Source organism: Flavobacterium alvei, from assembly GCF_002920895.1.
In the GTDB taxonomy this organism is placed as follows: Bacteria; Bacteroidota; Bacteroidia; order Flavobacteriales; family Flavobacteriaceae; genus Flavobacterium; species Flavobacterium alvei.
Genome location: NZ_PQVG01000012.1, coordinates 1 through 13,610 on the forward strand (window position 1 = coordinate 1; position 13,610 = coordinate 13,610).

At 34.7% G+C, this 13,610-nt stretch carries 11 protein-coding genes; 3 read left to right on the top strand and 8 right to left on the bottom strand.

Annotated elements, in window-relative coordinates; genetic code table 11:
- Nucleotides 1-533: 533 nt before the first annotated feature.
- Complete coding sequence (locus tag C3L50_RS16535; RefSeq protein WP_243400400.1) at nucleotides 534-842, bottom strand: hypothetical protein; 309 nt, start codon at nucleotides 840-842, stop codon at nucleotides 534-536.
- A gap of 187 nt (nucleotides 843-1,029) precedes the next feature.
- Here C3L50_RS16535 and C3L50_RS16540 point away from each other — a divergent pair, with 187 nt between their 5' ends.
- The 3 genes from C3L50_RS16540 to C3L50_RS15470 all read left to right on the top strand — a co-directional run bounded on the left by C3L50_RS16540 (nucleotide 1,030) and on the right by C3L50_RS15470 (nucleotide 4,237).
- Entirely contained in the window at nucleotides 1,030-1,296 is a 267-nt protein-coding gene (locus C3L50_RS16540) for a T9SS type B sorting domain-containing protein (RefSeq protein ID WP_243400402.1), read from the top strand.
- 74 nt (nucleotides 1,297-1,370) lie between these two features.
- Nucleotides 1,371-2,276: a PorP/SprF family type IX secretion system membrane protein gene (locus C3L50_RS15465; RefSeq protein ID WP_103807090.1), complete on the top strand. Its 906-nt coding sequence runs from the start codon at nucleotides 1,371-1,373 to the stop codon at nucleotides 2,274-2,276.
- An 11-nt stretch (nucleotides 2,277-2,287) separates the two neighbouring features.
- On the top strand, nucleotides 2,288-4,237 hold the full coding sequence (locus C3L50_RS15470) for an OmpA family protein (RefSeq protein ID WP_103807091.1): 1,950 nt from the start codon (nucleotides 2,288-2,290) through the stop codon (nucleotides 4,235-4,237).
- Between the two features lie 291 nt (nucleotides 4,238-4,528).
- On the opposite strand, the gene C3L50_RS15475 is transcribed toward C3L50_RS15470, so the two are convergent.
- The 7 genes from C3L50_RS15475 to C3L50_RS15505 all read right to left on the bottom strand — a co-directional run bounded on the left by C3L50_RS15475 (nucleotide 4,529) and on the right by C3L50_RS15505 (nucleotide 13,416).
- On the bottom strand, nucleotides 4,529-5,881 hold the full coding sequence (locus C3L50_RS15475; RefSeq protein WP_103807092.1) for an MFS transporter: 1,353 nt from the start codon (nucleotides 5,879-5,881) through the stop codon (nucleotides 4,529-4,531).
- A gap of 208 nt (nucleotides 5,882-6,089) precedes the next feature.
- Nucleotides 6,090-6,749, bottom strand: coding sequence for a response regulator (locus C3L50_RS15480; RefSeq protein ID WP_103807093.1), 660 nt, complete (start codon nucleotides 6,747-6,749; stop codon nucleotides 6,090-6,092).
- A gap of 138 nt (nucleotides 6,750-6,887) precedes the next feature.
- On the bottom strand, nucleotides 6,888-8,690 hold the full coding sequence (locus C3L50_RS15485; RefSeq protein WP_103807094.1) for an ATP-binding protein: 1,803 nt from the start codon (nucleotides 8,688-8,690) through the stop codon (nucleotides 6,888-6,890).
- A 12-nt stretch (nucleotides 8,691-8,702) separates the two neighbouring features.
- On the bottom strand, nucleotides 8,703-9,284 hold the full coding sequence (locus C3L50_RS15490; protein WP_103807095.1) for a DUF4202 domain-containing protein: 582 nt from the start codon (nucleotides 9,282-9,284) through the stop codon (nucleotides 8,703-8,705).
- A gap of 35 nt (nucleotides 9,285-9,319) precedes the next feature.
- A complete protein-coding gene (nirD, locus tag C3L50_RS15495; protein WP_103807096.1) occupies nucleotides 9,320-9,697 on the bottom strand; it encodes a nitrite reductase small subunit NirD in 378 nt (125 codons plus the stop codon).
- A 99-nt stretch (nucleotides 9,698-9,796) separates the two neighbouring features.
- Entirely contained in the window at nucleotides 9,797-12,304 is a 2,508-nt protein-coding gene (nirB, locus tag C3L50_RS15500; RefSeq protein ID WP_103807097.1) for a nitrite reductase large subunit NirB, read from the bottom strand.
- Nucleotides 12,305-12,672: 368 nt separating this feature from the next.
- Nucleotides 12,673-13,416: a DUF2490 domain-containing protein gene (locus C3L50_RS15505; protein WP_133158902.1), complete on the bottom strand. Its 744-nt coding sequence runs from the start codon at nucleotides 13,414-13,416 to the stop codon at nucleotides 12,673-12,675.
- Nucleotides 13,417-13,610: the final 194 nt, after the last annotated feature.

The window sequence follows — 13,610 nt, forward strand, 5'->3', positions numbered from 1 at the left end:
TGTTCCTGTTATCAGTACTGCAACTGGACAAATTAGTGTTCCGGTTGGAACACCTGCTGGAACTTACACTATCGTTTACTCGATTTGTGAAAAACTAAATCCAACTAATTGTGATTCTGGAACTGTAACTATAACAGTAACCGCTCCTGCCATTATTGCTCAAGATGATACTATTGCGGGTGGAAATGGAACAGTTGGTAACACAAATGCTGGTAATGTTTTAAATAACAACGGAAACGGCAACGATACCCTAAACGGTGCTAATGTTACTATTGACCAAGTAANATTGCGCAGGACGACAAGTTCATTGACATAGATGGTGCTAATGGAAATGCAAATGCTGGTAATGTTTTAAACAACAATGGAAACGGAAACGATACCCTAAACGGTACTAATGTCACTATTGACCAAGTAAATCTTACGGTAACAACGCCTGCAACCTCTATCGGTGGCGCGCCTGTTCCTGCTATCAGTACTGCAACTGGACAAATTAGTGTTCCGGTTGGAACGCCTGCTGGAACTTACACTATTGTTTACTCGATTTGTGAAAAACTAAATCCAACTAATTGTGATTCTGGAACAGTAACCATAACAGTAACTGCTCCTGCTCCACCTCCTACGTTAGTAATAATTGCGCAGGACGACAAGTTCATTGACATAGATGGTGCTAATGGAAATGCAAATGCTGGTAATGTTTTAAATAACAACGGAAACGGAAACGATACGCTAAACGGTACTAATGTTACTATTGACCAAGTAAATCTTACTGTAACAACGCCTGCAGCCACTATTGGTGGTGCGCCTGTTCCTGTTATCAGTACTTCAACTGGACAAGTTAGCATACCAGCCGGAACAACTGCTGGAACTTACACCATTGTATATTCTATTTGTGAAAAACTAAATCCTACTAATTGTGATTCTGCTACTGTAATCATAGAGGTAGCTACTGTATTAGGTGCTGAATGTCAAGCAATAGTAGTTCATAATGCCTTTACTCCAAATGGAGATGGCACAAATGAAAAGCTTGTCATTGATGGTGTTGCCCCAAATGATTGTCATCCTTCAGGTGTAGCGGTTGAAATCTACAACCGTTGGGGAGTATTGGTTTTTGAAACTGATCGTTACAATAACGACACCAATGCCTTCGAAGGATATTCAAAAGGAAGAACAACAATAAGTAAATCAGATGGTTTACCTACTGGAACTTATTTTTATATCTTGAACTACAAATCAGTTGATAGTAATGGAAATGTTCAAGTCAAGAAACAAGACGGGTTTATTTACCTTTCTAGATAATGTTCCCCCTCAAATTTAACTCAAATCTAACTCCTGAGGACTTAAAAAATCCTCAGGTTTAAACAACAAACTAAATGAAGACAAGAATACTAATATTCGCTTTGATGTTTACTGGAGTGATAAGTTATGCCCAACAAGACGCACAATTTACTCAGTATATGTACAACACAATCAATATCAATCCTGCATATGCAGGGTCGAGAGGAGCTATGAGTATATTTGCATTGCATCGTACCCAATGGGTTGGTATAGATGGTGCTCCTATAACCAATGCGGTATCAATGAATACACCATTAAATGAAAGTAATTTAGGATTGGGTATCTCGCTTGTGAATGACAGAATTGGGCCTACTACCGAGAATGCCATTTCAGCAGATTTATCTTATTCACTGCAAACTTCAGAAACTTGGAAACTCTCTTTTGGTATCAAAGCTACGGCCAATTTATTTGATTTAGATGCTACCAAACTAAACAATGTCGATCCTGATCCAAGTTTGCAAAATTACAACAAATTTACTCCAAACTTTGGTGCTGGTTTATACTTTCATTCTGACAAGGCTTATGTTGGGTTTTCGATTCCTAATTTTTTACAAACCAATCGTTATGATGATAATGAAGTAGCTATTTTCAAGGAAAGAATAAATTATTACCTTATTGCAGGTTATGTTTTTGATCTTAAGGATTACATAAAATTCAAACCCGCTGTACTCACCAAAATGGTCGAAGGAGCTCCACTACAAGTGGATGCATCTGCCAATTTTATGTTTTATGACAAACTGATGCTTGGAGTTTCCTACAGATGGAGTGCCGCTTTGAGTGCAATGGTAGGTTTTCAAGTTTCTGACGGATTGTACATTGGATATGGATATGACAATGAAACCACTAATCTAAAATACTCTAATTCGGGTTCGCACGAAATATTCTTGCGTTATGAATTGTTCAAAAACAACAACAAAATCACCACTCCAAGATTCTTCTAAAAACAATTATTATGAAAAATTTTATACTCCTTTACATAACAATAATAAGTGTTTTTTCATTTAATAGTTATGGTCAAAAAAACAAAATCACTTCTGCAGATAAGAAATACGATAGCTATGCCTATATAAAAGCTGTGAGTACCTACGAAAGAGTAGCCGAGAAAGGATACAAGTCAGAAGATATGTTCCAAAAACTAGGCAATTCTTACTACTTTAATGGCGAATTGGATAAAGCCGCCAAATGGTATGAAGAATTATTCAAGATGAATCCAAACCAAGAATCAGAATATTGCTATCGCTATGCCCAATCTCTAAAAGCTATTGGACAAACAGAGAAAGCCAATAAAATGTTGGAAACATTTCAGCAAAAAGCAGGCAACGATAGCAGAGGAAAACTATTCGAAAAAAACAAAAATTATCTAGACCAAATCAAAGCCAATTCTGGAAGATACAAAATAGAAGATGCCGGAATCAACTCTAAATATTCTGATTACGGAAGTGCTTTTTATGGCAACAAACTTGTTTTTAGTTCTGCCAGAGACACTGGGAGTTTAGGACAAAGAAAACATACTTGGACTGATCAACATTTTACCAATCTTTATACATCCGATTTGGGCGAAGAATTAACACCTGGAAAAGTAAACAAGTTTTCGAGTAAAATCAATTCTAAATTCAACGAATCGACCCCAGTTTTTACAAAAGATGGTAAGACAATGTACTTTACCCGAAACAATTATTTGGATGGAAAAAAAGGAAAAGACGGAAAGAGAATTACTTTAATTAAAATTTACAAAGCTAGTTTTGAAAACAACAATTGGGACAAAATAACCGAATTGCCTTTCGATAGCGATCAATACAGTGTAGCACATCCAACGCTAAGTCCAGACGAAAAAACATTGTATTTTGCCTCAGATATGCCTGGAACTCTTGGTCAGTCGGATTTATTCAAAGTCAAAATAAATGAGGACGGCAGCTTTGGTGTACCCCAAAATCTAGGTGCAGCAATCAATACCGAAGGAAGAGAAACTTTTCCTCAAATCACAGACGAAAACGAACTCTATTTTGCCTCAGACGGACATCCAGGCTTAGGCGGTTTAGACGTTTTTGTGACTAAAATAGGAATTGATGGAACAATTGGAGAAATTCAAAATGTGGGAGATGGTGCCAATTCGCCCAAAGATGATTTTGCTTTTTTAATAGACACCAAATCCAGAAGAGGTTTTGTTACCTCCAATAGAGACGGAGGTCAAGGATATGATGATATCTACAAATTTTTAGAAACCAGAAAACTAGTTTGTCTTCAAGAATTAAATGGAACCGTAACCGATTTGAATACCGCGCAAGCACTTCCTGATACAAAAATGAGTTTGTTTGATAGTGAATTCAAGCTAGTAAATATAGGAGTCTCGGATGCAGTTGGTAAATACAAATTTGAGGTAGAATGTGGCAAAACCTACTTTGTAAGAGCAGCAAAACCAGACTATGTTGTGAAGGAAAAAATGGTTACAATTGCAAAAGAAAACGGAAGAACCCAATTGGACATTGCACTAGAAAAAGAAGTGTGCAAAGTAGCCATTGGAGATGATTTAGGAAAATGTTTCCAAATCAAGATGATCTATTTCGACTTGGATAAATACAATATTCGAACTGAAGCTGCTTTGGATTTAGAAAAAATATTAGACGTTTTGAATCAAAATCCAACAATGAAATTAGACATTCGTTCTCATACCGATTGCCGACAAACAGCTCAATACAATCAAGTTTTATCAGACAAAAGAGCCAAATCGACCATCGCTTGGTTAGTGAAAAATGGTGTTGATCCTAAAAGATTGACAGGCAGAGGATATGGTGAATCGCAATTAGTAAACAATTGTGGTTGCGAACCAACCAACAAATCCAACTGTACCGAAGAACAACACCAAATGAACAGACGTAGCGAATTTATTATTACTGCTCTGTAAAAACATCCAAAAGATATTAATCAAAACCCTCGAAAGCGAATGCCTTCGAGGGTTTTTTGCTATTTTTAGAGTAGTTTTATAAGTTATTTAGAGACCAATTTTCGCTCTATTTCTTTAGATAATCTTGTTGTTTTTCATTCATCATTTTTGTGACAGTAATGTGCATCCAAATCAAAATTATCAGGTTGACATTAAATCAAAAAAAAGCCTTTGAACTCAATCAAAGGCTTCTTACTTTTTACTAATTTCTATTTTAATTTTGAAAAATTGATTCGAATTTAAAAGTCAAATCTATGCCAACACTACTTGAGGTTTCTTTACATCTTTTACTGCTAATTTCACAGCTAAAACAACAACTCCAGTTATTAGAATGATAATTCCTAATATAAAAAAAGCATTGGTATAATCTATTAAATCTTTGGTTTGAGACACTCCAGCTTCATCTATAACATCTTTAGTCATTTTAACGGCTTTGGCCTTGAACAAGAAGGCAATTAACATTGCTCCAATATTTCCTCCTGCACCAACAATACCTGCAACACTTCCTACTGCTTTTGGATTGATAAACGGCACAAGACTATAAGTTGCTCCATTGGCCATTTTCAAACTCATTCCAAACAAAAACATTAAGAATATGGCAACCCCCAATTCGTTTGTCATACCAAAGAAAATTACGCCCACACCTTCTACAATCAACAGTAAAGCAAGTAATAAATTTTTACCTGAAAATCCATATTTTTTTCCTACTTTGTCTGCAACTATCCCTCCTAAAGGTCTTGCAAAAATGTTAATCATTCCAAAAATACCTGCACAAATTCCAGCTATCTTTAAGCTTGCACCAAAAGTATCTGTAAAATAAATAGGTGCAAAATTATCAATTGTAATCTCAACGCCAAAACAAGCTGCATAAGCTACAGTCAAAACCCAAGTACGATAATCTCTAACAGCTAACATAAATGTATTTTCTTTATTCTGATTAGAAATTCCAAGTTCTTTATAATTACCATTTGGCAAATCTTTGGTAAACTTTAAATACAAAAAAGCAAAAACCAACAATAGTATTCCTGGAACAATCATAGCATACCTCCAGCTATCTTCTCTGGTACAAACACCTAATCCTACAAATCCTGCTGCGATAAGAGGCATTGTAATATTAGCCAATCCTGCTCCTGCATTTCCGAAACCACCAGCAGTCGCATTGGCAGTTCCCTTTACAACTGGGGCAAACATTACTGAGGTATGAAACTGTGTTACTACAAAAGAAGCTCCAATAACACCAATCGCTAATCTAAAAAATAAAAAACTTTCATAGGATTGTGAAGTACCAATCAATAAAACAGGGATAGAACAAATGACCAACAACCAAGTATAAACCAATCTTGGTCCAAATTTATCCACTAATCGTCCTATTAATAGTCTGGCAATGATTGTGGCAGATACAGAGGCAATTTGAATATTACCCAATTGATCTTTAGTTAAATGCAGCTGTTCTTTAGCTAATGGCATAAGTGATGCCATACCAAACCAGGCAAAAAAGCAAAAGAAAAAGGTTAGCCAAGTAATGTGAAAAGTACGCATTTGAACGCCTTTGCCACTAAAAATGTTTAAACGTGTAAGCGGTTGATTTGTTGAAATTGAACTCATTTTTTTTAAAAATTTATTGTTTTATACTGTTTTCTAACTAAGTATCAATACTAAATTAAGTATTTTACTTATTTACAGGACAAAAATAAATCTTTAAGCTGGATAAAAACCTGCAAAAACGCAGGTTTTAAAAAATAATTAAGTATTTATACTTAAAAAATACTTACGTATGTAGTTATAAATCATAAAATCTTTAATTATTAAAGAACTAAAGCAGAGAAAACTCATTGGCTTTATTCGAAAGTTCAATAAGGTTTTTGACTTTCAATTTTTTCATTAAATTAAAACGGTGTACTTCGGCAGTACGTTTACTTATATCTAAAGCTTCTGCAATTTCCTTATTGCCTTTGCCTGATAACAAGAGTGTAAGTATTTCTTTCTCTCTTTTGGTAATCATCATTTCTTCATTGCTGAGTTGTTTTGTCTCAGAAAAAGTGGTTGGATGTGTCAATTGACCAATCAATATTGATGAAATATCTCCACTAAAATATTTCCCCCCTTCAGAAACTGTATTCAAAGCTTTTAAGAATTCGTCTTTACTTGATCCTTTCAATAAATATCCATCAGCACCTGCTTTGATCGATTTCAATACATATTCTTCGGATTCGTGCATAGAGAGCATCACTATTTTGACAAAATTGCTTTGACTTCTTAGTTTTTCGACCACTTCTATTCCAGTCATATTGGGCATTCGAATATCAAGAATTAACAAATCTGGTTGATTAATTTCTACTAATTTTAGTGCTTCTAAACCATCTGTAGCTTCACCAACAACTTCAATATGGGGTTCGTTTTCTAATAATGATTTTATTCCGTCTCTGACAAAAACATGATCATCTGCAAGAACAACTCGAATGGGATTACTCATTTTCTACTTAATTTGGGATTTTAATTTTACGTATATAAACCTAAAAAGTGATGCTAATATACGTATTTATTTCAATAAATAAAAAATAGATTGCAGATTTGAGATTTCAGACCGCAGATTGCAACAAACCAAAAACTGTTAAATAGGAATATTAAAAGTAATTCGAGTGCCTTCTCCAGGAATCGAATTAAAAAACACACGACCATTGATGTATTGAATTCTTTCTTTCATAAAAAGTAATCCCATTCCCGATTCGCTGTTTCTCTTTTTCTCTACAGATGCAATATCAAAACCTTTTCCGTTATCATCAATTATGACACTCAAAAGCGTGGGACTATGCGAAAGTTGGACAATGATATGAGAAGAATCGGCATATTTCAAAGCGTTATTAATAGCTTCTTGTGTCAATCGATAGATGTTTATTTCGACTAACGAATCCAATCGTTTATCAAAATCAGTCTTATTATAGAATAAAATTTCTTTTCCAGTAAGTTTTGATAATTCCTGCGTTAGTTTAGTCAACGAGGAAACAATTCCGTGGTCACTCAATTCGGGCGGCATTAGATTGAAAGTAGCCGTACGAACTCCTTTGATGATATCTAACGACAGTTTTTTAAGGTATTCTATTTTTTGAGCCGACTTTTCCTTCTCATCAAGATTTATACTTTCGAGACTAAATTTAAGTCCAGTAAGCATTTGTCCTATTCCATCGTGAATTTCTTTGGCTATTCTATTTTGTTCATTTTCTTGGTTTTCGACAATCTTGCTCGAAATTACTTTTTGTTGATTGATTTTATCGTTAATATTTTCAGTATTCAATCGTTCTACCTCATATTCTGCAATTTTTCTTTCGGTAATATCAAAACAAATTACTAGCAATTCTGACTCGTCTTTTTTGATTGTTACAGGCACCATCGATAGGTCTAACCAAATAGTTTGCTCGTTTCGGGTAGTGATGCTAATTTCTCCTTGCCAGCCAGTTCGTTGTTTTTCGAGTAAAATTTGATTTAGTAAGTTTTGCTCTTTTTCTATTGGAGTTAAGGCTTCGGCAAAAGTTTTATCGGAAAGAAAAGGATTGTATTGCAGTAATTTAGAAAATTTTTCTCCAATATGAATGATAGAACCATTTGGAGCAACTCTGCAATACAACAAGGTGTTTTCCATGGCATAATTGAGAGATTTCAATTCCTTAACCGAGTTTTCTTTGGCTTCGCTAATAATTTCGGTATCTCGAGCTAATTTGAGTGCTTTTTTCTCGGAGAACAAAAGTTTCGAAATGAGTGCTTCTACTTTTTCATTGGTAGGTCTGAAAATAAAAATAAATTCCAACAACAAAACCAATATTGTAAACAGTAAAATTCCATATTCGGTTTTGCTTTGCAACCTTACTTTTTCAAGAGCTTCCTTGTCGTACTGCCCTACAATTTCATTCATTTTTTCAAGAAAAACAGCCCCATTATCCAGAATGGTTTGCACCAAAACTTGATTTTCTTTTTCGTTAATCCCCAGTTTTTTATTTTCTAAAAATACCGTAGCCGCATTCAGAATTGTATTAAAATTAGGTTTGATGGCAACGAATAAATCCGAAAGTGCTGCGCTTTTTTCTTTAGGAAAACCAAGACTGTCATTTCCTTTTTCTAAGGCTTCTTGGTTAAATTTCCAAAGATCCATTATTTCGTGAATGCGCGCTATTTGTTCCTTGCTTTTCTCTTTTTGGGTTATGAAGTTCAAAATCAGAATTTCTTTGGTCAACTTCTGGCTCAACATCCTTTGCTTTCCCGAAATATTTATGATTTTAGAATCGCTCAACTGACTGTTTAAATTGTGCTGAATTAACAATTGACTCAACAAAACTGTAACCGCAATAGTCAACAAGGCGAAAATATACAATCGTCTTAGACTTTTGAAAGATATAACAGCAGAAAGGGCGTTGTTTTTCATAATGAAAATGGGTTACAAGCCAAGTGCTTCTTTTATTAAATCAAGATTTGAATCGCTGAAATTAATTTTCAAGGCTGCTTGATGTCCTGCTTCTGACATTTTATTCCACGTTTTTAGAATAATATTTTTCATTTTTTCTCTATCGTGTTTTTGCACAAAAGGATCAAAGTAAAATTCTAAAAACACTAGGCAAATTACGTCTTCCAAAAGTTGGGTTTCGGCATCTTTTTTGAGTAATTTTTTTTCGATAAGAAAAGAAACTCTATCTATAAATTCTTGCGGATAGCCCGCATCTACTAAAATACCAGCCGTAGTTTGAGCGTGAAATTTCTTCAAATCTTCACGCCATTTTAAATACCCCACACGATCCATAGGATAGGATTCACGTGGCATTTTCCAACGACAAATGTGTTGTGCTTTGGTAGCTACCCGAACGGCTTCTGAAGCATCGGGCTGAAAATCTAGCAGCCGTTGATACATTCTATTGGAATACAAAAGCTCCTTTGGATAGGTTTCGGATTGGTACGTTTCGTGATTCGGATCTTGTGCGTTTTCGGCATCAATCCAAGTTATTGCTTTCTCAAATGGTGTCATTCTTCTTTAAATTGTTTCAATTCAAAGATACACAATTATTCCAAAAAGCCAACGAATACTTCGCCATCCACAACTTTTACAGGATAAGTGGCAATAGAATAATCTTCGCCATTAAGATTAGAACCATCTACAAGAGAAAAGGTTTTTTTGTGCATAGGACACGCAATTTTCGGAACGCCATCTGCAGAACCTGTCATCCCTCTTGACAAGACCATTTCCATTTTATGAGGACAAGCATTTTGACAAGCATACCATTCGTTTCTTCTTTCGAAGTTAAAAACGGCAATTTGTTTGTTTTTATATTTGATGCAGCCTCCTCTATTACTTGGAAAGTCCTTTAAAGTCCCCGCTTTGAACCAAATTTTAACATCTTCTACTGCAACTGACGTGTATTCGTTTATTATATTTTCCATAATTTATTTATTTTTATCTTTCCCGTACTTCAACTTGTTTTATTGATTGCGAAAGACCTTAAAAGTTGTTGAAGTAACTTTGGAAAGAATTTGATTTTTTTACCAGGCTTTTGGCATTTTTTGATCTCTTAAAGCTACGTATTCAATGTTGTCATCTTTTTCATCGGAGTTCACAAAGTGACTAAAACGTTTCATCAATCTTGGTTTTTCCAATACTTGTTTCCATTCACATTCGAAAGTTCCGACAAGTGATGCCATTTCAGATTCCAATGCTTCACAGAGACCAATACGGTCGTGAATGATAACTTCTTTTAGATAATCCAATCCGCCATCCAATTTATCCAACCAAGTTGCGGTACGCACTAAAGGTCCAGCAGTACGGATGTAATACATCAAGAAACGGTCTAAATATTTAATAACAGTAGCTTTGTCAATTTGTTCTGCCAATAAAACAGCGTGTTTTGGATTGGCTCCACCGTTTCCGCAGATGTAAAGATTCCAACCACCTTCTACGGCAATTAGTCCAAAATCTTTTCCTCTTGCCTCGGCACATTCCCTGATACAAGCTGAAACTCCTCCCTTAATTTTGTGGGGAGCACGAATCCCTTTGTAACGATCTTCGAGTTCAATGGCAAATCCTGCACTATCATCCATTCCGTAACGACACCAAGCATTACCCACACAACTTTTTACGGCTCTCAATGATTTTCCGTAAGCGTGTCCACTTTCAAAACCATTTTCGATTAATATTCTCCAAATTTCAGGCAAATCCCCTAAGTGAGCTCCAAATAAATCGACACGTTGCGCTCCCGTAATTTTGGTGTACAAATCAAATTGTTTGGCCACTTGTCCGATAACAATTAATTTGTCCGGAGTAATCTCGCCTCCTGCAACTCTTGGCACTACGGAATAGGTTCCGTTTCTTTGAATATTGGCCAAGAACCGGTCGTTGGTATCTTGAGTGGTAACGTGTTTGTTAGCCGTGTCATTATAAATACTAGAGAAAATAGAGGCAACTACTGGTTTACAAACCTCGCAACCATCACCATTTCCGTGATGATCGACCACTTCGTAAAAATTGGTGTATTTATTGATTTTTACGATATCAAACAATTCTTGTCTGGTAAAATGAAAGTGCTCACAAATGCTCTCTTTCACTTCTTTACCAATTGATTTTTGAGCTGCTTTTACTAAATCGACCACCATTGGTTTACAACCGCCACAACCTGAAGTCGCTTTTGTTAGTTTTACTACATCAGATAAAGTTTCGCAAGTTCCATCCGTGATTGAACAGCAAATAGCCCCTTTGGTAACATTTTCACAAGAACAAATTACGGCGGTATCTGGCAAGTCCATAGCACTTCCCATAGTAGAACTTTCTCCTCCTCTTGAACCCAAAATCAAGTCTTCTGGATTTGGAGGCAATGCCATGGCATTACTATAAATTTGGAACAATCCATTATAATCTGATGAATCACCAACTAATATTCCTCCTAAAAGTGTTTTTCCGTCTTTGGTAACATTGATTCTTTTGTAAATTCCACTGAATTTATTTTCGTAAACAATAGCGGTTACTTCGTCATTTTCGATAAATGGATCACCAAAACTCGCTACTTCAACACCAATTAATTTTAATTGAGTGGACATATCGATGGATTCACGCATTAATTTTTCGTTACCTAAAATTTGCTCCGCAGCGACATCAGCCATTTCATAACCTGGAGCTACCAAACCATAAATCATATGGTTATAAAGCGCTACTTCTCCAATGGCATATATATTGGGGTCTGATGTTTGCATTTTGTTATTCACCACAACTCCACCTCGAACTCCTACTTCAAGCCCTGAAACCCTTCCTAGTTCATCACGAGGTTTAATCCCCGCAGAAACCACTAACATATCTACTTTAAGCAAATCATCACCTTCGAACATCATTCCAGTGATAGCGTCTTCTCCAGCGATATATTGTGTTGACTTATTAAGATGAATACCAATGTTTAGTGCTTCGATTTTAGATTGCAACATATCACTTGCTCCTTTATCCAATTGTCTTGGCATCAATCGAGGCGCAAATTCTACTACGTGAGGATTTAATCCCAAATCACGAACAGCTTTAGCAGCCTCAAGTCCTAACAATCCGCCACCAAGAACAGCAGCTTCGGTAGCCCCTTTTTGTTTTATTTTTTTGGCATAAGCCATAATTGCATCTAAATCTTCGATGGTTCTATAAACAAAAACCCCTTCTTTATCAACACCTTCTATAGGAGGCACAAAAGCAGCCGAACCCGTAGCTAAAACTAAGTAGTCATACTCATGTGTTTTCTCTAAATGTGTATGTATAGTTTTTTGCTCTCTATTGATATCTGTAATTAATTCAGATGTATTTAAAATAATATTGTTATCGTCATACCAATTTGCAGTTGACATTGACAAATCGTCTGCACTTTTCCCTGCAAAGTATTCACTAAGATGTACTCTATCATAAGCACGTCTTGGTTCTTCTCCAAATACCGTAATTTGGTATTTTTCACTTCCTGCTTTTGTGATGAATTTTTCACAAAATTTATAACCTACCATGCCGTTTCCGACTACTATAACTTTAATCATAATTGCATTAATTAAGTATTATTACGCAAACATACGTATTAATACTTAATTTAAATACTTAATTTTGAATATTTTTAAAATAAATTTTGAAAAAAAATGAAAATAGTTTTGAATCTATTGCATAAAAAAAACCGTAATACATTTAAAATAAATGTATTACGATTAAAAACATAAGTCAAAGTTAAATGAATCTTAATAACTATCAGAATTTAATAACTTTAGACGAATATAAATAGAATGTTGATAAGATACTCTTTTAAATTGATACCATATTATTAACTAAAAAAACCATGAGTACAATTAAAAATAATCATACTCGAGGTTTTTGGAGTTATTTCAAAAAATCAAAGTTTATTTTTATCTAAAAACTATTTCTTTGTTGGCGCTACACTCGAATTCAAGTAAAAGAACAATCTCAAGGTATGATTCATATCATATTGATAACCTGTAGATTTTTGTTGATATACATTCATATAACCAAAATCAAAACTCAATTTCGGATTGATGGCTTGTTTGATTCCAACAAAAAATCGGTTTTGATCAAAAGTGTTATAGACAATGTCTTTTCCAAATTGTATTAATAATTCATCTGAAAGAACAAGAGAAGGAGCCGTTTTTTTCTTAAAAATAGGTATTGTAGCACTTATTAAATACCTAACTCTATTCGAGAATTTATTTTTTCCCGTTTCTACATCATTAACAATTATTTCTTGCCAGCGTTGCTCGTTTCGTAATCTTTGAAGAATACTCACATTTCCAGATTTAGTATTCATTTGAACCTGTTGATAAATTCTATTTTCATCCGAAAAAGTACTCCAAGTAGGATTTTTTGGTGCCAACCACATATGAGCATAACCACCTGTAAACGAAAATTTTGAATTAGGTATATACGCAATACCACCTCTTAAAAAGAAAAAATTATTGTCTTGAAAAAAATCATTCGTTCTAAGATGAACATCAGCAGCAACACCCCAATGCTCACTAAATTTGGTTACTGAATTTAGGGAAACCCATGTTTGAAACTGATGATTGACTTCTTTTTCTTTGACCGTTTGAGCCATAACAGCTAACGGAAATAGTACAAATAGCAACTTAAGTAAATTTGATTTCAATGTATAAATATTTTAAATATTAGTAATAAATTTCGAGTACAAATTTACTTTATCAATACAACGACTACAAGTTTTGAGTAGATTAATCGACTGGTAAACGATAATTTATTTTTATTCTATTTAGGTAATATAGTACACAAAAAAAACGATCATCAATCCCTTTAAATTGGGGAAGATGACCGTCAATTTTATAA

Coding starts and splice junctions, on each gene's coding strand:
- C3L50_RS15480 (WP_103807093.1), bottom strand. CDS start 6,749: ATGAGTAATCCCATTCGAGTTGTTCTTGCAGATGATCATGTTTTTGTC.
- C3L50_RS16535 (WP_243400400.1), bottom strand. CDS start 842: ATGCTAACTTGTCCAGTTGAAGTACTGATAACAGGAACAGGCGCACCA.
- C3L50_RS15485 (WP_103807094.1), bottom strand. CDS start 8,690: ATGAAAAACAACGCCCTTTCTGCTGTTATATCTTTCAAAAGTCTAAGA.
- C3L50_RS15470 (WP_103807091.1), top strand. CDS start 2,288: ATGAAAAATTTTATACTCCTTTACATAACAATAATAAGTGTTTTTTCA.
- C3L50_RS15465 (WP_103807090.1), top strand. CDS start 1,371: ATGAAGACAAGAATACTAATATTCGCTTTGATGTTTACTGGAGTGATA.
- nirB (WP_103807097.1), bottom strand. CDS start 12,304: ATGATTAAAGTTATAGTAGTCGGAAACGGCATGGTAGGTTATAAATTT.
- nirD (WP_103807096.1), bottom strand. CDS start 9,697: ATGGAAAATATAATAAACGAATACACGTCAGTTGCAGTAGAAGATGTT.
- C3L50_RS15490 (WP_103807095.1), bottom strand. CDS start 9,284: ATGACACCATTTGAGAAAGCAATAACTTGGATTGATGCCGAAAACGCA.
- C3L50_RS15475 (WP_103807092.1), bottom strand. CDS start 5,881: ATGAGTTCAATTTCAACAAATCAACCGCTTACACGTTTAAACATTTTT.